This window comes from Parabacteroides sp. KHUB-01 (assembly GCF_056640935.1).
This window is the reverse complement of record NZ_CM153256.1, coordinates 2,045,671-2,065,947: the sequence shown is the minus strand read 5'-3', so window position 1 is coordinate 2,065,947 and position 20,277 is coordinate 2,045,671. Positions and strand designations below refer to the sequence as shown.

Sequence of the window (20,277 nt, the reverse complement as noted above, 5' to 3'; positions counted from 1 at the left end):
ATTAAAAACAATGAAAAAGATAATAATTCCTTTTATAACAGCATGTGTTCTCCTTTCTTCTTGCTCAATGGATGAAACTCCACAAGCTTCAGTTGATAAAGAGACAGTTTTCAATACAGAAAGTGGTTTGACAACTTATTCATACTCTTTCTATAATATGCTCCCTTCTGTAACAAGCGGATATAATATGGATGCAATGTGTGACTATGGCGCAGTTACTAACTATAATGATTTTATCCGTAAAGGTGCTTATTCTGCAGAATTAAGTTCAGGATGGAGTTGGGGTGATTTAAGAAATATAAATTATTTTATCGAGAACTGTACAAGTGAAGCTATCGACGAAGAGGTAAGAAACAACTACATTGGTTTGGCTCGTTTCTTTCGTGCATACTTTTACTTTAATAAGGTGGTTCGTTTCGGTGATGTACCTTGGGTTGACAGAACTCTGACTGTTGATGACGAATTGCTTTATGCTCCACGTGACCCACGTACAGTTGTAATGGACCATATTTTGGAAGATTTGAATTTTGCATGTGAAAATATAACGCGTAAGGAAGATAAAACTGGTTCACTTGTTACAAAATGGGTTGCTTACGCATTGAAATCAAGAATCTGTTTGTTTGAAGGAACTTTCCGTAAATATCACGCAGAACTAGGTCTTGTTGATTCGGCCAACAAATGGTTACAGGAAGCTGCATCTGCTGCAGAGACAGTAATGAAAGAAAGCGGTCATTCAATTTATACAGGAGGAGGTGTGGATTTGTCTATGCGAGAGCTGTTTATTAGTACAACACCTATCACATCTGAAGTTATGCTAGCAAGCGTTGCTGACGAAGGCCTTGGTGTTCTTGGTTCTGCAAATTGGTGGTGGACTTCGGGCACATATGGCCCAAGATTCAGTATGATTCGTTCTTTTGTAAATCTGTTCCTGATGAAAGACGGTACACCGTTTACAGATAAGCCAAATCACGAAAAGATTGAATTCTATGAAGAATGTCAGAACCGTGATGCACGTCTTGCTCAGACAATCAGAACTCCGGGTTATATGCGTGACGGACGACCTGCTGCTCCAAATTTCAATGGATATTCTTATACAGGTTACCAGCCTATAAAATACACATTGGATGATTCTAAATATGATGCAGGACAACTTAATATAAATTCAATACCTTTATTCCGCTATGCAGAAGTATTATTGAATTATGCTGAAGCAAAAGCAGAAATGGGAATTTTGACTGACAGCGACTGGGCTGCTACTGTAGGAGTTCTGCGTTCACGTGCAGGTATTACAGGCGGTTTGACTTCAAAACCGACAAAAGTCGATAAGTATATTCAGGAAACATATTTCCCGGAAATATCAGACCCAACAATCCTTGAAGTTCGCCGCGAACGTTCAATAGAGCTTGCACTTGAAGGATTCCGTTTCAATGACCTTCTTCGCTGGAAGCGTGGAGAATTGATGATGATGCGTTGGACGGGTATTTATATTCCTGAATTGAATAAAGAAATGGACTTGGATCATGACGGAACAACAGATGTTATCTTCTATAAAGGTGAAAAACCGGCAAACATCTCAACTAGCTGTACTCCGATTGCTGTTGACGGTGGAGATGTAACACGTCAGGGTATTACTGGCAGTACTTCCGGTAACCTTACATGGTATGATAACGACCCATCACGTGTTTGGTATGAAGATGGCAGACAGTATTATTATCCGGTACCTCAATCAGCAATCAATCTTAATACTAATTTAAGCCAGAATCCTGGTTGGTAAAATATTATTATTATGAAACACATAGTATTATTGTTTTGTATGTTTTTGTGTTTTTCTATAGATGCAAAAACAAAATCCGAGTTCGTAGTTGCAAGTTTTAATATCCGTTATGATAATGAGAAAGATGGTTTAAATTCATGGAAATATCGTAAGGATTATGTTAATTCGTTAATACGTTTTTATGAATTTGATATTTTTGGAATACAAGAAGGTTTAATTAATCAAGTGCGCGATATTGAGACTCTTAATGAATATGGACGTATAGGAGTTGGTAGAGATGACGGTAAAGAAGGAGGTGAACATTCAGCAGTTTTTTATCGTAAAGACAGATTTGATTTAATTTCTTCAGGAAATTTTTGGTTATCTGAAACACCAGATAAACCATCCTTTGGTTGGGATGCTCAATGTCGTCGTATTTGTTCTTGGGGAAAAATGAAAGATAAATATACTGGAAAAATATTTGTATTTTTCAGTGTTCATTTTGATCATAAAGGAAATAAGGCAAGAATTAATTCTTCAGAATTGATGTTAGATAAAGTAAAACAAATAGCAGGAAATTATCCTGCTGTTTGTGTTGGAGATTTTAATGGCGTTCCTGATTCAGAGCATATTAAGATATTGACTGATAGCAAGTATTTTCTTGATTCTAGAAATGTTTCTAAAGAAAAGCCTTATGGAACAGAAGGTACGACTAGTCGTTTTGATGTTAATGATCCTCAAGAATCAAGAATAGACTATATATTTGTGACACCACAAGTAAAAGTTTTGAAATATGGAACATTGAATGAAGCTCAACATAGACGTTATCCTTCAGATCATTTTCCAATAATGGTTAAGTTAGATTTATAAAAAAGATTATATGAAACGATTATTATTTACTTTAATTATGATGTTGGTTGCATTAAATATTGGTGCAACTACATTTACAATTGCTACCTATAATATTAGAAATGCGAATAAAGGTGATTCTTTAGCTGGTAATGGTTGGGGGCAGAGATATCCATATATTGCTCAGCTTATACAGTTTCATGGATTTGATATATTTGGTACACAAGAGGGAAAATATCCTCAATTGGAAGATTTAAAAAATGCTATGCCTGGATATGATTATATTGGTATAGGTCGCGATGATGGTAAAAAAGCAGGCGAATTTTCTGCAATATTTTATAGGACAGATAAATTTGAGGTTTTGGAGCAAGGAAACTTTTGGCTTTCTACGGAGACAACGTATCCAAATAAAGGATGGGATGCTGCTCTTCCTAGAATATGTACATGGGGAAAATTTAAGGAAAAGAAATCAGGCTTTATTTTCTTGTATTTTAATCTTCATATGGATCATATTGGAGTTCAAGCAAGATCTGAGAGTGCAAAACTCATATTACGGAAAATAAAAGAACAGCCATCCCATATTCCTGTTGTGTTATCAGGAGATTTTAATGTTGATCAAAATAATGAATCTTATAAACTTCTTAATTCTTCAGGTGTTATGAAGGATGCATATGATTCAGCTTTGTTGAAATACGCTCCTAATGGAACATTTAATGCTTTTTATCCGGATAGGAAAACAGAGCAGCGTATAGATCATATATTTTTATCTGATGATTTTGAAGTCCTTAAGTATGGAGTTTTGACTGATAGTTATCGTAGTCCTAAAAAAGAAAGTCAGGAAAGTGAACAAAATGCTAATTTCCCTAAAGAAACTCGTATGAAAAAGTATGATGCAAGAATGCCATCAGACCATTTTCCTGTAATGATTGTTGTTTCTGTTGATGATTAGAATTAGAAATAGAATGTTATAATAAATATTAAAATCTGCAAGTTGGATAAAATAAACGACTTGCAGATTTAATATTTATTTAAGTTGATAAGTATTAGATATATTTGATATGTTTTTAATAAAAATTTAAATGGTTTGATTTATTGGTATATAGTTTTATTTTTTATTCCCCTTCAAAACCAAAATCCCCCATCATCCCCCGAACTATTATCATCATCATCCCCAATATATTCCAGGAAAAGACTACCTGAATTAAGTATTTTATCGGAAGGTAATTTATTCCTTAAAGAATCTAATTGTTCCGGAGTTTTAAAGCAAATAATAGCCCTATAATTATCTTCTTCTTTGAGAAACCAGACACCGGAATATTGTATTTCTTCCAGCAAATTTGTCAAAGAAGAGCTGACTTCAGACAAGCCAATCTTACCTCGCAGGAATTTCAATTTACCGGATTTAGGGGAAAGAGATTGAAATGCTGCAGGAAAAACCAATTTCCCGGAACCTTCTCCGGATATGTAATGACGTAGAATATCATCAGCCTGTTGTTTCGCTTTTTTTGTTCCGGAAGGAAACACCAATGAAACGTATTGATTTCCACATACAGTTTGCAATTGATATGTGGAAAGACAATCTATGCATCCTAATGTATCTGCACGCTGACAACGGAATACGTGTAATGAATAAATACCATACGCATCTTCGGGTGTTGGCATTTCATAGATTTCCAACGCATATTCTTCTCCTCCATACTCCAGGTCGTAAGCAGTAAGCTTGGTGACTCCATATTCCAGGAACTGTTCCGCACCGCCATTCATATAACCATATAATCCGGTTCCGGTAAAAACTCGTTCACGTTTTACCGAAATCTCCTGAGCATTCAGCCAGGAGATGCAAAAACATAACAAACAAGCCAATAGCAATCTTTTCATTATGCATTTAGATTTATTTCTTGTAAATTAATTTTCTCCGGATTTGCGATACCCAAACCTAATGTTTCAGCCATTTCCATAAATGCGCGTGCTCCCTTCTTTTCCTCTTTTTGTACGCCTTCGGCTATTCGTTTTTCCAGAATCATCCGAGAACCAACTTCGTCAACAGCCACAGGGTCAGTTCCGGCAATAATGGAATTATACTGACAAATAAACTGAGGATTGGCTGCCGGTCCGCCGTCGAAACATCCAATCATTCCGTCCAGGATATTCAGCACTACTTTGTCACGCAGAGGGGGAAAAGCACAAACCGAAGCGCAAGTGTCGTTCCACATTTGTCCGTGTAATCGTGCCGTGTTTGTAATTGAGCCAAAAGCCAGGTTTTTCATGCAACCGGTGATAGTTGTGCCGGCATTCTTTAGAATAGGAACATTGATGATTTTTGTCACCATCTCTGTACAAATCTTCGTAAAATAAGAATACTTTCCGCCATTAATCATATAAGGCATGGTATATGCATCGTATTCTCCTTCAACATCCACAAAGAAAAACTGGGATTTATCCACTCTTTCTTCCCCATAGAACTTGCCTTCGGCATTCACATAGCTACCGTTTTCATCCTGATATTCTGTTCCGATAATTTTTATCCCCGGATATTGCTCGGCAGTAAAGCCGGATTCACGCAAATCAACTTCTCTTCGGTCCCAGATTATTATTTGCTGACGGGAAATACCGGCTTCTTCTAATTGTCGGATAATCGACTTTGTCAAGGCATGTGAAGTTGACAATAATTTACCAGCAATTGGATTTACTTTCAGACCAATCACATCCTCCGGACCAACAAACTGAAGCCATGCGGTTTTCAGATCAGATGCGCCGGTAAGGTTGAGCATACATGTTTTCAACATTTCGTATGTTATATTTTCTGACGGACGTCCATCAACAATACAATCCGAATGATGCACTTTCACCACTTTACCAGGATATTTGCCTGGCATAGACTGCGCCGTACGTGGAACAGCCAATGCATCTTTCAAGTTCGTTTTTGGTTTATTATCATTCACTGGAACTGCTTTCGCTATAGGAGAAAATACCATTCCTGCTCCACCCAAAGCCAATGAACGGAAAAAGTTTCTTCGTTTCATACCCTAAATATATTTATATTATTCAAGTTTCGCAAGCTCAACTTCCAGATAACAAGTTGACAAGAAGACAAGTTAACAAGATTTTTGGATATTAACTCGTGAAATTACAGGTGTTCTGACCTTGTCAACTTGTATCTGAAGCCTTGTAAACTTTTAAGTTGAGCTTGCGAAACTTAAGTTATATTAGCTAAACTAGATATAAAGCTCTTGCAAACTAAATAACGTGAATTCGACGAATTCTGATCTATCAATCAAGGCTGAAAGCCTTGTCAAATCAGGCATTTGACTGATTTGTATAGCCCAGGGCGTGAGCCCTGGGTAAATGCAACCACCATCCGTTCTAAGCTCTGAAAGAGCGACTCTCTATTAACGACGAAACCATAACAGAACATTGTGGCGCTCTTTCAGAGCTTTGTTTTATTATGTGTCTGTGACCCAGGGCTCACGCCCTGGGCTATAAAAAGGCTTTCAGCCTTAATTATGTCCTTATTTTCCGGAATAATCCATTCTCCAAAACTGTTAGCATTTTTAATTCATAGAACTCACGTTAAATACATACAAAAGTAAAAAAACTATATACCAATCCAAAAGAAATAATCAAAAGGGTTACATGCAGCATAAATATCTTAGTAATAGAGGTTAAGTTTTGAATGTTGCGAGGGAGTTGCAAAACAAGATTGGAAAAAGTTTGTTGTAATCAAGGATATACCGTACTTTAGCTGTGCAGAATCAAAAAAACAGTATTAATATCATGAAACACATCAGCATCCTATTATTTACATTATTCTTTTGTACCGGTATTTTTGCCAAGACAAAGAAAGCTGTCTATATAATTATAGACGGAGTTCCTGCCGACCAGATAGAGCGTTTGCAACCTCCTGCAATTTATGAAATTGCTTCATCCGGAGGATATTCCCGTGCCATTACCGGAGGAGAAATTGGCGCTTATTCCGAAACGGCTACAATCTCCGCTATAGGATATACTAATTTGCTTACAGCTACCTGGTTTAATAAGCATAATGTGGGCGGAAATGATAATCTGAAGCCTAATTATAATTACTGGACAATATTCCGTATAGCTAAGGAACAGGAAAAGGATTTCAAGACCGGATTATATTCCAGCTGGACAGATAACCGTACGGTGCTGATAGGTGAAGGAAAGCCGGAAACGAACTATTTGAAAATAGATTATGTGCGTGATGGCTATGACAACGACAAAGTGAATTATCCAAACAAAGAGTTGGACTTACATATTTTTGACATTGATGAACGAGTGTCGAAGGAAGCTGCTGAAAGTATCCGCAAGGATGCTCCGGATATGAGTTGGGTTTACCTTTGGTACACAGATGATGCTGGCCACATAAAAGGTAACGGTAAATTTTTCGACGAGTATGTGATGAAAGCAGATGAACAGGTCAGACGTGTGTGGGAGGCAGTGAAATATCGTGAAGCTAATTTTGATGAGGAATGGATGGTTGTTGTGACAACTGACCATGGACGGGAGGAAAACGGACATCACCACGGAAGGCAGAGCGAAAGAGAACGCACAACATGGATTTCGACAAATGTTCCGGTGAATGAGCACTTTTATAAAGGCAATCTATCAATTACAGATATTGCCCCTTCTATTTGCCGCTATCTCGGTTTTTCCATTCCGCAGGATGTCCGTTGGGAACAGGATGGCATGCCTTTTATCGGTAAGGTCGATATTTATGATTTGAAAACTATGCGATATGACGATAATGTTAGTTTGTCATGGAAATCATTTTATCCGTCAGTTCCTGTGCCGGTCACAATTTATGCTGCGCCAAGCAATAAATTCAAAGAAGGAGGGAAGGATGAATGGATAAAGCTTGCAACTGTTCCTTCAACTGATGGAAGTTATGTTGTGGATTTGAGTAAGCTTCCTGAATCAGAATTCTATAAATTTGTAGTCGAGACGGAAAATAATCATTTAAACCGTTGGTTACGTTGAATCTTTAATGCTTTTCCAATAAATAAAACACATCATGAAACACAATTCATTACTACTTAATACCCTAGCTATCCCTGCGGTATTACTATCTTCTTGTGGCACAAAACAAGCTGAGCAGCCGGAGAAGAAACCTCTGAACATAGTGCATATAATGTGCGACGACCATTCGTTTCAGACAATCAGTGCTTACGGACATCCGATAAGCAAGTTGGCGCCGACACCGAATATCGACCGTATTGCGGCTGAAGGAATGTTGTTCCGCCAGGCGTTTGTCGAAAACTCTTTGTCTACTCCCAGTCGTGCGTGCCTGATGACGGGACTTTACAGTCATCAGAACGGACAGCGCCAGTTGGGAAAAGGTATAGACACAACAAAGGTGTTTTTCTCGGAGATACTTTAGCCAATATTCAGAAATGGCAATTACTTAAAATCTTATGAACCCCCAAAAATCCTCAATCATCTTATCCGCATCCATAGATGTATAAACATGTATTTTGTGCTCTCCATTTTCCTGAGGAACATTCCGTAGTTCCATTTTGCAAAAATCAGGACATAGATAAGCTTCGGCAAGAGCAAGATCCCAAAGTATGCGTTCATAGCTTGTGGATTCTGTTTCTTCCCAACGGTCGATAAGCATTTTATGTTTGATATTGCTTTTGTCAAGTCTGTTGAAAGTATCCTCTTTCTTGAATTTGAAAGATTGGCATGTCGTTATTGGCATAACATAAATGTTGATGTCCTTTTCAGACATAAGAAAATCAAAGGCGTTAAGGTCATTTCTTACATTGAACTCATTTTTATTCCATATGCCTTTTTCCTGATCATATTGAGCTGCCAGCATATAACATCTTATTTTCTGTTTTATTTCAGGATGAAGTATAATAGCAGAAGCAATGTTTGTTGCTGCTCCAAGGCATATTATGTCTAACATTTCACCTTCCGGCATCGATTTTATATAATCTGTCAGCTGTTTTACTGCCTCAGAATCACGTGGTTCAAAACCGCCCCATGCTCTTCCTATCTGGCGGTCTGCACCTTTACAGCAGATAATATCATCTCTTTTCAAAGATGAAACCATATCTTGGTTTATTTGTTGGCTTATATCAATAGTTGAGATATTTTCTGTTGGGTATTGATTCCATTTGTCAAATACAAGAAGATCAGGATTGTTGAAATGTGCAGAACTAAGACCTACCACTGAAATATCAGATTCTTCAATCAGTCTTATTATAGCATAGATATCATCTACTTCGTTACCGGAATCAGCATCAATCCATACTTTCTGATTTTGTGATATGGCTGATGGAGTAATTATTAGTAAAATGAATAATTTGAACAATAGTTTTATCATAACACTCTATTTTTTGTAGTTTGGACAAAGTTAGTGCAATGTCGTGATAATTCTGGTTTATATGGAAATAATATTATAATTTTACGGGGTGAATGAGAGTGAAAAGGAGTTAAGGAGTAAAGTAGTCAAGTAGTTAAGGGATTTTTTTTAAATTTCTGTAGCCTTGTCAACTTGTCAACTCGTCAACTTGTAAAAGTGCTAACTAACAAACTAATAAACTTACAAACAAAAAAAGTATCATGAAAAAGAATTATTTATTTATGTGCCTGTTGGGATTTTTCTCAATGGTAATGTCTTCATGTGGTGCAGCAGCAGGAGATAATGAATTGACATCAGCTGAAAAGAAAGACGGTTGGGTTTTATTGTTTAACGGTAAAGATTTTAGTGGTTGGCGTCAGTGCAACGGAAATGCAATGCCTGCTAACTGGGTTATCGAAGACGGTGCTATGAAAGTGTTTACTGGAGAAGGTAAAAAACCGGGACAGGGTGCCAATGGTGATATCCTGTTTGAAAACAAGAAATTCAAGAATTTTGAGTTGTCTATTGATTGGAAAGTAAGTGACCAGGCAAATTCAGGTATTTTCTATTATGTTAGAGAAGTTCCGGGTAAACCTATCTATTATGCAGCTCCGGAAGTTCAGGTATTGGACAATGTAGCAGCTTCTGATAATAAAATTGACAGTCATTTGGCTGGTTCATTGTATGATATGCTTCCTGCCGATCCTAAAACTGTTAAACCGGCAGGTGAATGGAACACTATCGTAATCAAAGTAAAAGACGGAAAGGTTACTCACACACAGAATGGAACAAAAGTATGTGAATATACATTGTGGAGCAAAGAATGGGATGATATGGTGAACAACAGTAAATTCAAGGATTTCCCAGGCTTCACAGAAGGTATTTCCAAGGAAGGTTATATAGGCTTGCAGGACCATGGTTATACTGTATGGTTCAAGAATGTAAAGATTAGAGAGTTATAATATTGAAGGCTTAAGTTTTACAATCTCGAATTTAGGGAATAAGTTGACAAAAGCCTCTATATTCAAACCGGAGTTCACTGAGGATTTGTGACTCAGTGAACTCTGTGTTTAAAAATCTTTTCAACTTGTCTCTGAAACCTTGTCAACTAAAAAAGTATGTTTAGTAAAGTGATTAATATTCTGTTCTCATTAGTACTTCTTGTAGCTTTGGGAGCATGTACACCTGTTGAAAAAAAACAGGAAGTCAAGAATGTTATTTTTATGATAGGTGACGGTATGGGACTGGCTCATACCTATTCCGCAATGATGAGTGCCGATACTCCTTTGGCTTTTGAACGGGCACAATATATTGGACTTTCCAAAACTTATTCAGCGAATAACAGGGTTACTGATTCCGCAGCGTCAGGAACTGCTATGGCTACCGGACATAAAACATATAATGGAGCTATAGGTGTTGATGCTGATAAGAATGTCGTAGAGAACATCGTTGAGAAGGTTCAAAAGAAAGGATTTGCAACAGGCATTGTTGTAACCAAAGATATTACCGATGCTACTCCTGCTTCGTTTATGGCTCATCAGCCAAACAGAAAAATGGCTGAAGAGATTGCATGCGATATTGTTAATAGTGGGGTAGATTTATTCATAGGAGGCGGACGTGATCGTTTTGACGCCCGTAAGGATAGTGTAAATCTTATTGAAGAATTGAAGGAAAAAGGTTATGCTGTAGCTTTTGATATGAATGCAATCAATGCTGTTGAATCCGGAAAACTGGCAGGTCTTCTTGCTCCAGGCAATATGGTTTCAGCTCTTGAAGGACGTGGTAACTATCTTCCTGAAGCTACTGAAAAAGCATTGAGCATACTGAAGAAGAATAATCCGGAAGGTTTCTTCCTTATGGTCGAAGGTTCACAGATAGACTCTGGAGCTCATGGCAATAATACCAATATGGTTATTGCAGAAACAATAGATTTCAGCAAAGCAGTTGAAAAGGCTTTTGATTTTGCAGATAAAAATCCAGGTACATTGGTGGTTGTAACAGCAGACCATGAAACAGGAGGAATGACAATCCCGTCACAGGACGAAGACTTCACTCAAGCTGAATCCGGAATAAAATGTCTGTTCAGTACCGGAGGCCATACAGCAGTTATGGTTCCTGTTTATGCTTACGGAACAGGTGCTGATAATTTTACAACTATAATGGAAAATACAGATTTGCCAAAGAAGATGATAGCATTGCTAGGTCTTGAATGGTAAGATTTAATATTCAAGTTTAGCCGGACTCAATTCTCAGTTAACGAGAGTCCTTATATTCAAACATGGAGTTCACAGAAGCTCAGAGTATATTTATTGGTTAATAATAAAAACTCTATGCTTCTGTGAACTCTGTGTTTTTATCCTTGTCAACTGCCACCTCGTCACCTTGTCTCTAATTATGTTCCACATGAAACAATTTCCAATAGTTGAAGTGTGTGTATTTAGGTTTGATATTTTTTCAGTAATTTTGCACAGTCGCTTGACATTATCTGTATTTATTTGCTGACTTTTGAGTCAAGCAACTTCGAAACATCAATAAACAGTTATATTTTGAAAACATTTGAAGATTTGGGTGTCGCCTATCCTATATTAAAGGCGATAAAAGAAATTGGTTATGAGTCTCCAATGCCTGTACAGGAAGAGGTTATTCCTCTTTTGCTTGGTGAGGATAATGATGTGATAGCCTTGGCACAGACAGGAACTGGAAAGACTGCTGCTTTTGGTTTGCCTATTTTACAGAAAATTGAGACTGAGAAAGTCTTTCCTCAGGCATTGATTCTTTGTCCTACACGTGAGCTTTGTTTGCAGATTGCGGATGATCTGAATGACTATTCCAAATATATCGAGAGTTTGAAGGTGTTGCCGGTTTATGGCGGCTCCAGTATCGAAAGCCAGATAAAGACATTGAAACGTGGTGTTCATGTTGTGGTTGCCACTCCGGGTCGCTTGCTGGATTTGATGAACAGAAAAACTGTTGATTTATCAGCTGTGAAGAACGTAGTTATGGACGAGGCTGATGAAATGCTCAACATGGGATTCACCGACAGCATCAATGCTATTCTTGCCGAAATACCTGTTTCCCGTAATATGCTTCTTTTCTCAGCTACAATGCCTCAGGGTATTGCAGCCATAACAAAGAAATATATGAACAATCCTAAGGAGATTGTTATCGGTAATAAGAACGAAGGAAACAAGAATATCCGTGATATATATTATATGGTTCGTGCTCAGGACAAATATCTTGCCTTGAAGCGAATCGCAGACTATTATCCTAATATCTACGGTATTATTTTCTGCCGTACAAGAAAGGAAACTCAGGAGATAGCTGATAAACTTATCCAGGATGGATATAACGCCGACTCTCTTCACGGTGAACTTAGCCAGGCACAGCGTGACTATGTAATGCAGAAGTTCAGAATAAAGAACTTGCAGCTTCTTGTAGCAACGGATGTTGCAGCAAGAGGTTTGGACGTTAACGATCTTACTCACGTTATCAACTATGGTTTGCCTGATGAGGTTGAGTCTTACACTCACCGTCGTGGCCGTACTGGTCGTGCCGGAAAGACTGGTATTTCAATCTCAATTTGCCATGTCCGTGAGAAAGGAAAGATAAAGGAAATCGAACGTATCATAAACAAGAAGTTCGAGAAAGGAGAAATGCCTACAGGTCAGGCTATTTGTGAGAAACAGCTTTTCAACTTCGTTGACCAGATTGAGAAAGTAAAAGTTGATGAAGATGAAATCGCATCTTTGATGCCTCAGGTTTACCGTAAGTTGGAATGGCTGGACAAGGAAGATATTATCAAACGAATGGTTTCTCTAGAGTTCAATCGTATGATTGATTATTACAAGGATGCCGATGAAATAAAGGTTGTGGACGAACATTCTCGCAGTGAGAAATCCGGACGTAAGAAAGGTATAGCTGAAGAAGGTTATGTGCGTTTCTTCCTTAACTTTGGTAAAACAGACGGTCTGTTCCCTAATACCCTGATTGAGCTTGTGAACCGTTGTGTTCCTGGCAAAGTTGAAATCGGACGTATCGACATCTGCGAGAAATTCTCATTCTTTGAAATAGCTGAAGAAGAAGCTTCTTTGGTGATGAAGAAAATGAACGGCTTCGAACTTGACGGACGACGCATTTCTGTTGAAGTGGCTCAGGAAAAGAAAGACCGCAAAGACAGAAGAGACCGTAAGGACGGCAAGGAAAGAAGAGAGAGCAAAGACCGTAAGGATAGAAAAGACAGAAAGCCGAGACGCTCAACTGCTCAGAATAAGTTTGAGAGGAAGAGAAAAAGGTGAGGAATTGGGGAGGCAAGGAGTTAAGGAGCCAAGGAGTTGAGTAGAGTTTTTGTTCCAACGGATTTGTAATCCGTTGGTTAACTTAAGTGGATTTGTAATCCACATCATTTGGAACGGGATTGCAAATCCCGAATAACATATACATTGGATTACAAATCCAATGTAACGGAACCCCGAAACTCTAAACATTTTAACCCCGTGTCTCTGTATTTAATCCTTGTCAACTCGTCCCCTTGTCTACTTGTTAACTATAAAAAAAACATAAACATGAAAGCACTTATTTTCAAATTAGCTGTTTTCCTATGTGTCGTTTCTCCAATAAAGGCACAGGAGGAAATAGAATTTTCGCAACCGGTAAATAATCCGGAAAGTTGCACCAGTATTATGGTCGGTAAGAAAGCTTCAACCGATGGCTCTGTTATTACCAGCCATACTTGTGATGGAAACTACCGCACATGGGTTGATATTGTACCTGCTGCCGATTATAAGAATGATACGGTAACTGCAGTTTATGAAGGAAATATGCATACCGAGTTTGTCAATGATATGACAAACAGAAAACTTAAAGGCGAGATTCCTCAGGCAAAGCATACCTACCAGTTTGTAAATACATCATATCCTTGTTTGAATGAAATGCAGCTTGCTATGGGTGAGACTACAATCACTGGTCGTGAAGAACTGCAGAATAAGAAAGGTATGTTTATGATAGAGGAACTACAGCGTATAGCTTTGCAAAGATGTACAACCGCGCGTGAAGCTATTACTCTGATGGGAAATCTTGTTAAAGAATATGGTTATGGTGATTCAGGCGAATGCCTTACAATCGCCGACACCAAAGAAGTATGGCATTTCGAAATCTTCGGTGAAGGACCGGACAAAATCGGCGGTGTTTGGGCTGCTGTCCGTATTCCGGACGATCATGTCGGAGTTTCTGCAAATATCCCACGCATTTCCAATTTGAATCTTAAGGATAAAGACAACTATATGGCTTCAGACAATGTATATGAAGTCGGAAAGAAAATGGGCTTTTGGGATGGAAAGAAGCCTTTCCGTTTCTGGGAAGTATATGGCGGCGGAAATTATTCCGGTGAAATGAAGTCTTTCAGTATCCGTGAATTCTTTATCCTTGACAAACTTGCTCCATCTTTGAACCTTTCATATGATTCAGAGGAATTGCCATTGAGCGTCAAACCGGAGAAACAACTTTCTGTTGCTGATGTCAGTGCTATGCTTCGCGAAACTTACGAAGGCACTGAATATGACATGACTAAGAATCTTAAGGTCGCAAAGAAGAAAAAAGGCGGTTATGTAGATACTGTAATTAGCAATTCCGCAAATCCATGGATGACAACTGATATGGTAAATATGCTGAACGGTATTAAAGAAGGAGCCGTTACACGCTATCGTCTGGTTGCTGTTCCTCAGTGTTCTTACTCAACAGTGATTCAGCTCAGAGACTGGCTTCCTAATGACGTAGGAGGTGTGTTATGGCTTTCTTTCGATAATCCTGGTCAGAGCCCTCGTATCCCTGTATTTGCCGGAACAACAGACCTTCCTGAGGCATTCTCAATTTGTGGCCAGCATCGTCATCGTGAAGATGCTATCGTATGGAAATATCGCACGGCAAACAAACTTGCGACAGTTCGTTGGGGACTTACAAAAGAAACTATGAACAATGCATATCAGCATTTCATGGAAAAAGGAAATACCGAAATGCCTTTTGTTGAGGCTCGTTATAAAGAAATCCAGGCAAAAGAAGGACAGGATGCCGCACGTAAATTCCTTACAGGCTACACTGCCGATTTCACCGGAGCAACTATTCTCCGCTGGCAGGAAATGGCAGATGAGTTCTGGAAGATGTTTGCAAGAGGATTCTAGTGACAGGGAACGAGTTGACAAGGGAACGAGTTGACGAGAATTTTAAATATCTATAATCATGAAACCATTATTTCTATCATTCGCATTAACATTACTTTCTCCACTGGCAGCCATGTCACAAGGCTATCAGTTCACGGACGAAGTTAAAGTGCCTGCCACTTCAGTAAAGAATCAGGCATCAACAGGAACTTGCTGGTGTTTCGCAACCACATCATTTATGGAGTCAGAACTTCTCCGTATGGGAAAAGGAGAATATGACCTTTCCGAAATGTTCATTGTCCGTCAGAAATATATCAATCAGATTAACGACAATTATATGCGTCGTGGCAAGGGCAATGTAAGCCAGGGAAGCCTTTCTCCATCATGGATTACAGCTTTCAAGCAAGTTGGTGTTGTTCCAGAAGAAGTATATAGCGGAATCAATTATGATTCTGACCGCCATAACCATGGCGAACTTGCTTCATACGTGAGCAGCATTTCTGAAACAGCAGTGAAATTGAAGAAAAACTCTCCTGAATTTCACGAACTGGTGAACAGCCTGATGGATATTTACCTGGGCAAATTACCTGAGAAATTCACATATAAAGGAAAAGAATATACAGCCAAATCTTTCGCTGAATCATTGGGCTTGAATATGGACGACTATGTGTTGCTTACCAGCTTCACTCACAAACCATACTACGAAGCTTTCGATGTGGAAGTTCCGGACAACTGGGAACACGCCTTGATGTATAACCTTCCGCTCGACGAAATGATGTCTGTAATGGACAATGCCCTAAAGAATGGATATAGCGTTTGCTGGGATGGCGATGTAAGCGAAAAAGGCTTTTCATTCAAGAATGGTGTAGCAATCAATCCGGAGGTAAACAATGTTGATGACTATGCAACAACCGACCGTGCTCGCTTCGAAAAAATGGATGCCGGTGAAAGATTGGAAGAAGTATATAAATTCGAACGTCCTTATCCTGAAGTAAAAGTAACTCCTGAAGTTCGTCAGGCTGGCTATGAAGCTTTTGTTACAACAGACGACCACCTGATGCATATCACAGGTATCACAAAGGATCAGAACGGAACAAAATATTATATCACCAAGAACTCATGGGGCACAGAGCGCAATGCCTTCGGCGGCTATCTGAATATGTCCGAAAGCTTTGTAAGAGCAAAAACTATTTGCATAATGGTGCATAAAGATGCGCTTACAAAGGAAGTGAGAAATAAAATTGGTAAGTAACAGGTGACTAGGTTACAGGGACGAGTTGACAAGATTTATATTACTTGTCAACTCGTTTCTTTATCAACTTGTCCCCTGTCATTCCCTCCTTTCCTATACTCCAGCGGCCCAATCCCCACATGCCTTTTGAAATATTTCCCGAAAAACGACACGTTTGTGAAATTCAGAGAATATGCAATTTCCTGAATCGGCAGATTTGTTGATTTCAACTGAGCCTTTGCATCCATAATAACCATTTCCGCAATAATATCCGTACAAGTCTTTCCTGTTGTTTGCTTGATTATTGTACTTAAATATGCAGGAGTTATTCTCAATAAATTGGCATAGAAAGAAACATTCCTTTCCTTTATATAATTATCCATCACAGCCTGACTGAAATCCTGGGTTATCCTTTCATTTGTAGAAAGAAGTTCGGAATTAGGTTTCTCATTCTCATACAGGATTCCCAATCCATACATTATAGCCATAAATATATGCCTGTTGAAATCCTTATTTAATATTGCCCCTTCTTCCTGAGTCCTCACGAATGGCTCGATATTTTCATATACAGCCTGGGCAATTTTAGGATTCAGTTCCAGAACAGGCTTCCTCTTTATTGCATAATGCGTGTCAACAATTGATTTTACAGGATTAATCTGTTTTAGGAATGATGATGAAAAACCGATGAAATAAAGTTCTATATCATCTTCAATTTTATTTATTTTCAGAATACTTCCGTGTGGAACTATTGCTATGCAATTTCCCTTTATCACATAGTTTTCCATATTGATAGAAGCCTCAATATTTCCTTTCTTGCAGAACACAAATATCTTAGCCTTCAGTCGGCATGGGAAATTAGTGTATAGGCTCAGGATATTAGTATCCATCAGCCTTCCTGTTATTACATCTTCCGGTAAATCTAGTTTGGGGATTTCGTTTTCCATAATAGGAGTTTTTCTGTTTTATTTTGGAACAAATGTATAATAAATATCTTAAATGCAAATGTAAAAAATAGGACATAAAAGATTTTTTTTGCTACAGAAAATCATGATGATTTATGTATATGAAAGAATATATATAAAAAATAGAACAATGAATACAATAAACAGACCTTGTAGAAATAATAGTTTTAATGTTCTTTTGCACCTTGAAAAAAAGCTTAAAATAGAAATAGAATTATTGCTGTTAAAATAGATTAGTATTGGTTTCTATTTTTTACAATCTTGATTTTATAATACTAAGTAGATGAATTATTGAAATATAGCAAGTTTGAATGGAAAAAAAACTTATTTTTGACACTTCCAGGTCCTATATTTGGGGGCGTTTGACATTATTATGTTGTTTATTTTTGACTTTTTTTGCCTGTGTGCAAGATGATGTTATTGTTAGTAAGGGCTTGTTGAATCTACAGATGAATGTTGACACAACATTAACAAGTACTTTGTCTACAAAAGCAACTAGTATCAGCGAACTGAAAGGTTTTGAAGATGCTGACAGCTATAAGGTTGTTATATCTCAAGATTCCGGAGTTGTTGCCGAGTATGCAAGATTTGATAAAATGCCGGAAGAACTTGAATTGAAACCGGGTAAATATAGTTTGGAAGTAAGTAAAGGCACAAAATCTACTGCAGCATTTAATTCTCCATATTTCTCAGGAAAGCAGGATTTCACTATTGTTGAAGAAATGACTACTCCTGTTGAGGTCACTGCATCCCTTGCCAACAGTCGTGTAACTGTTGAGTTTTCTGATGATTTCATAGAAACATATAAAGATTATACTTTGTCTTTTAAGACAAATAAAATGAGTTTGCCTTTGGTGTATGAAAAAGGTGAGTCTCGTCCTATATATTTCGAATCCGATGCTGCCGGCACTAAGCTTACAATCGGTATGGAGCTGGTTAATGTCTATGGTAAGGATGTTCAATTTAATGCAACTACAACTATTAAACCTAAACAATGGTCGAAACTGACAATCCGTACAGATGAAAAAGGTCTGAATGGGGTTGCTATTGATGTGGTTTTGAATGATGAAACTCGGGAGACTGTTTATGTAAATATTGGTATTCCTGATTTTATGGAACAGTTGAAAGGGGCACCATTTATTTTTAGTGAAGTATTTAATTGGGATAGATCTAATGTTAGTATGGAAACTCCTTCTGAATGTAAAAAAGAAGATTGTACAAGTTCTGCCACTGTAGATATAACAGCCGGAAGAAAAATCAATCAGGTTTTGCTGACAATTGTAGATGATGCTCAAAATACATTGATTAACCAATATGATTTGGTAAATCTTACCTCAGAACAAGCTGCTGAGTTGAATGAAAAATATGGTTTTGTAATGCCGGAAGAAGAAATAAAAGGTAAAATATCTGGTATTATTGACTTGAAGTCTATAATTGCTTCTTTGCCTGGTAAAGTAGAAGGAGATACTCATTATGAATTGACTTTAACAGTAAAAGATATTACACCTAATCAGAGTACAACAAAAAAGGTATCCATTCTGGTACCTGAAATTGGTAAAAGTTCAATAAATTGGGGTGCTTTTCCTGAAAATGAATTTGATTATGGAGCATTTTCTCAAGGAGATCAAATTGTTAATATAGATGTTCCTGCAGGAATCGAAACAGCAACTATTTCTATTGATGGTTTAGGAATTAATGAACAAGATATTAATTCATTAAATGTTAATGGCATAGTGGTTGAAGAAAGTTCAATTGTTAAAATTAAATTGAAGTTTACACAAGACTGGTTTAATTCATTATCTTTTGGAGATGGAGATTCACAGACATATACGATTAAATTCAATATCGTAGACAAATTAGAAACACCTGTAGCAAATAATACAAAATCTTTCACGGTTAATAGACCTGTTTTCGAATGGGCAGAAAATGCTGTGGATGCTTTTGCTAAATATGCTTTTCTGAAGATTAAGACGAATCATCCGGATAAAGTGACGTTTTATGGAAATGGTCAGCCAATTGAATCAAGTAACTTAGTTAAGTTAGAAAATCCTGAAACGTTGGGTGTTGTTACGTTTGTTTGGAAGAATCTAGCAGAGACTACACCATATACTATTACTGTAAAGTATAATAATGATGATAAGTTGGTATTGGATACGAAGGAGTTTACAACAGAGAAAGCTCAACTATTGGGTGAAATAGGTAAGTTGGAAAAATGGGAAGCAAAAGGAGGTGAAGGGCATGGTGATACTAATTGGAAACAAGAATATACTCATACACCCTATAGATCTTGGGAAAAGTGGAATGTAAATGGATGGGAAACATTAAATGCTATAACAACTCAAGATGGTGGAGAAAGTAAATCTACTTTAAATGGAACAGATAGAGAATGGACACGTTATGTCGCAAATTCAGGTACTATAAAGACAGAAGGATTTGAAGGTGGTAATGCAGCTTTGATTCGAACTGTTGGTTGGGGGAAAGGAAATGGCGCTCCAGGCTCTTTTGGAATAGAAGGTACTTGTAGTTTTAGGACTCCTGGTGAATTGTTTTTAGGACAAATAAATAACTTGGAGCCAAGTTATGGTATAGCTTTTACTTATAGACCAATAGGTTTTAAATTTCGTTATAAGTATAAGCCTAAAAATCTAGAAGATTATTTCTTGGCAAAAATTGTTTTATTGGATGAATTTGATAATCCAATAGCTGAACAAAAATATTTTGGCGGGGCTGTAGATAATTGGACTTTGAAATATGTTAAAATAGAAAATATATATACAGGAAAAGTTGCTAAGATGTATATTTATTTTAAATCTACAGATAATGAAAAGTCTTTGGATTTTAATACAACTAATTTTGATTATCCACCTAAAAATAATTTAACAACAGGGGAATACGTTGGTAGCCAACTTTATATTGATGATGTGGAATTAATATATGATTATGATAACAAAGTAACAGAATAA

At 37.5% G+C, this 20,277-nt stretch carries 14 protein-coding genes and 1 pseudogene; 11 read left to right on the top strand and 4 right to left on the bottom strand.

The annotated features are described in order from the left end of the window. Window positions 1-10: 10 nt before the first annotated feature. Genes ACYIAR_RS09030 through ACYIAR_RS09020 form a run of 3 tightly spaced genes read left to right on the top strand, consistent with a single transcriptional unit; the run spans window position 11 to window position 3,551 of the window. Window positions 11-1,774: a RagB/SusD family nutrient uptake outer membrane protein gene (locus ACYIAR_RS09030; protein WP_480328998.1), complete on the top strand. Its 1,764-nt coding sequence runs from the start codon at window positions 11-13 to the stop codon at window positions 1,772-1,774. A gap of 12 nt (window positions 1,775-1,786) precedes the next feature. Then, entirely contained in the window at window positions 1,787-2,623 is an 837-nt protein-coding gene (locus ACYIAR_RS09025; RefSeq protein ID WP_480328995.1) for an endonuclease/exonuclease/phosphatase family protein, read from the top strand. 10 nt (window positions 2,624-2,633) lie between these two features. Then, entirely contained in the window at window positions 2,634-3,551 is a 918-nt protein-coding gene (locus ACYIAR_RS09020) for an endonuclease/exonuclease/phosphatase family protein (protein WP_480328993.1), read from the top strand. A 173-nt stretch (window positions 3,552-3,724) separates the two neighbouring features. Here ACYIAR_RS09020 and ACYIAR_RS09015 read toward each other — a convergent pair whose 3' ends face one another. Beyond that, window positions 3,725-4,480 carry a DUF6599 family protein gene (locus ACYIAR_RS09015; protein ID WP_480328991.1) on the bottom strand — a complete coding sequence of 252 codons (756 nt, stop codon included), beginning with the start codon at window positions 4,478-4,480 and terminating at the stop codon, window positions 3,725-3,727. Further along, window positions 4,480-5,625 carry a DUF362 domain-containing protein gene (locus tag ACYIAR_RS09010; protein WP_480328989.1) on the bottom strand — a complete coding sequence of 382 codons (1,146 nt, stop codon included), beginning with the start codon at window positions 5,623-5,625 and terminating at the stop codon, window positions 4,480-4,482. The genes ACYIAR_RS09015 and ACYIAR_RS09010 overlap by 1 nt, the downstream gene beginning before the upstream one ends. 751 nt (window positions 5,626-6,376) lie before the next feature. Here ACYIAR_RS09010 and ACYIAR_RS09005 point away from each other — a divergent pair. Both ACYIAR_RS09005 and ACYIAR_RS09000 read left to right on the top strand, forming a co-directional pair. After that, the gene (locus ACYIAR_RS09005) at window positions 6,377-7,600 is read left to right on the top strand and encodes an alkaline phosphatase family protein (protein WP_480328987.1); all 1,224 of its coding nucleotides are present in this window, start codon (window positions 6,377-6,379) and stop codon (window positions 7,598-7,600) included. Window positions 7,601-7,634: 34 nt separating this feature from the next. Next, window positions 7,635-7,997, top strand: a pseudogene (locus ACYIAR_RS09000) (sulfatase-like hydrolase/transferase); the annotation flags it as partial. Window positions 7,998-8,024: 27 nt separating this feature from the next. On the opposite strand, the gene ACYIAR_RS08995 reads toward ACYIAR_RS09000, so the two are convergent. Beyond that, on the bottom strand, window positions 8,025-8,951 hold the full coding sequence (locus ACYIAR_RS08995) for a nucleoside hydrolase (protein WP_480328985.1): 927 nt from the start codon (window positions 8,949-8,951) through the stop codon (window positions 8,025-8,027). Window positions 8,952-9,190: 239 nt separating this feature from the next. On the opposite strand from ACYIAR_RS08995, the gene ACYIAR_RS08990 reads away from it, so the two are divergent. From ACYIAR_RS08990 to ACYIAR_RS08970, 5 genes are all read left to right on the top strand, one after another. Beyond that, window positions 9,191-9,931: a 3-keto-disaccharide hydrolase gene (locus ACYIAR_RS08990; RefSeq protein ID WP_480328983.1), complete on the top strand. Its 741-nt coding sequence runs from the start codon at window positions 9,191-9,193 to the stop codon at window positions 9,929-9,931. 156 nt (window positions 9,932-10,087) lie between these two features. After that, the gene (locus tag ACYIAR_RS08985; RefSeq protein WP_480328981.1) at window positions 10,088-11,185 is read left to right on the top strand and encodes an alkaline phosphatase; all 1,098 of its coding nucleotides are present in this window, start codon (window positions 10,088-10,090) and stop codon (window positions 11,183-11,185) included. Window positions 11,186-11,515: 330 nt separating this feature from the next. Then, on the top strand, window positions 11,516-13,264 hold the full coding sequence (locus ACYIAR_RS08980) for a DEAD/DEAH box helicase (RefSeq protein WP_480328979.1): 1,749 nt from the start codon (window positions 11,516-11,518) through the stop codon (window positions 13,262-13,264). Between the two features lie 267 nt (window positions 13,265-13,531). Next, window positions 13,532-15,142: a dipeptidase gene (locus tag ACYIAR_RS08975; RefSeq protein ID WP_480328977.1), complete on the top strand. Its 1,611-nt coding sequence runs from the start codon at window positions 13,532-13,534 to the stop codon at window positions 15,140-15,142. Between the two features lie 58 nt (window positions 15,143-15,200). After that, window positions 15,201-16,373 (top strand): C1 family peptidase, encoded by a 1,173-nt coding sequence (locus ACYIAR_RS08970; protein ID WP_480328975.1) that lies wholly within the window; start codon window positions 15,201-15,203, stop codon window positions 16,371-16,373. A 47-nt stretch (window positions 16,374-16,420) separates the two neighbouring features. On the opposite strand, the gene ACYIAR_RS08965 is transcribed toward ACYIAR_RS08970, so the two are convergent. Then, a complete protein-coding gene (locus ACYIAR_RS08965) occupies window positions 16,421-17,296 on the bottom strand; it encodes a helix-turn-helix domain-containing protein (protein WP_480328973.1) in 876 nt (291 codons plus the stop codon). Between the two features lie 329 nt (window positions 17,297-17,625). Between ACYIAR_RS08965 and ACYIAR_RS08960 the strand changes: the two genes are divergently transcribed. After that, window positions 17,626-20,277 (top strand): DUF4493 domain-containing protein, encoded by a 2,652-nt coding sequence (locus tag ACYIAR_RS08960; RefSeq protein ID WP_480328971.1) that lies wholly within the window; start codon window positions 17,626-17,628, stop codon window positions 20,275-20,277.

Coding starts and splice junctions, on each gene's coding strand:
- ACYIAR_RS08995 (WP_480328985.1), bottom strand. CDS start 8,951: ATGATAAAACTATTGTTCAAATTATTCATTTTACTAATAATTACTCCA.
- ACYIAR_RS08985 (WP_480328981.1), top strand. CDS start 10,088: ATGTTTAGTAAAGTGATTAATATTCTGTTCTCATTAGTACTTCTTGTA.
- ACYIAR_RS08970 (WP_480328975.1), top strand. CDS start 15,201: ATGAAACCATTATTTCTATCATTCGCATTAACATTACTTTCTCCACTG.
- ACYIAR_RS09010 (WP_480328989.1), bottom strand. CDS start 5,625: ATGAAACGAAGAAACTTTTTCCGTTCATTGGCTTTGGGTGGAGCAGGA.
- ACYIAR_RS08960 (WP_480328971.1), top strand. CDS start 17,626: ATGGAAAAAAAACTTATTTTTGACACTTCCAGGTCCTATATTTGGGGG.
- ACYIAR_RS09025 (WP_480328995.1), top strand. CDS start 1,787: ATGAAACACATAGTATTATTGTTTTGTATGTTTTTGTGTTTTTCTATA.
- ACYIAR_RS09030 (WP_480328998.1), top strand. CDS start 11: ATGAAAAAGATAATAATTCCTTTTATAACAGCATGTGTTCTCCTTTCT.
- ACYIAR_RS08975 (WP_480328977.1), top strand. CDS start 13,532: ATGAAAGCACTTATTTTCAAATTAGCTGTTTTCCTATGTGTCGTTTCT.
- ACYIAR_RS08990 (WP_480328983.1), top strand. CDS start 9,191: ATGAAAAAGAATTATTTATTTATGTGCCTGTTGGGATTTTTCTCAATG.
- ACYIAR_RS09015 (WP_480328991.1), bottom strand. CDS start 4,480: ATGAAAAGATTGCTATTGGCTTGTTTGTTATGTTTTTGCATCTCCTGG.
- ACYIAR_RS08965 (WP_480328973.1), bottom strand. CDS start 17,296: ATGGAAAACGAAATCCCCAAACTAGATTTACCGGAAGATGTAATAACA.
- ACYIAR_RS09020 (WP_480328993.1), top strand. CDS start 2,634: ATGAAACGATTATTATTTACTTTAATTATGATGTTGGTTGCATTAAAT.
- ACYIAR_RS09005 (WP_480328987.1), top strand. CDS start 6,377: ATGAAACACATCAGCATCCTATTATTTACATTATTCTTTTGTACCGGT.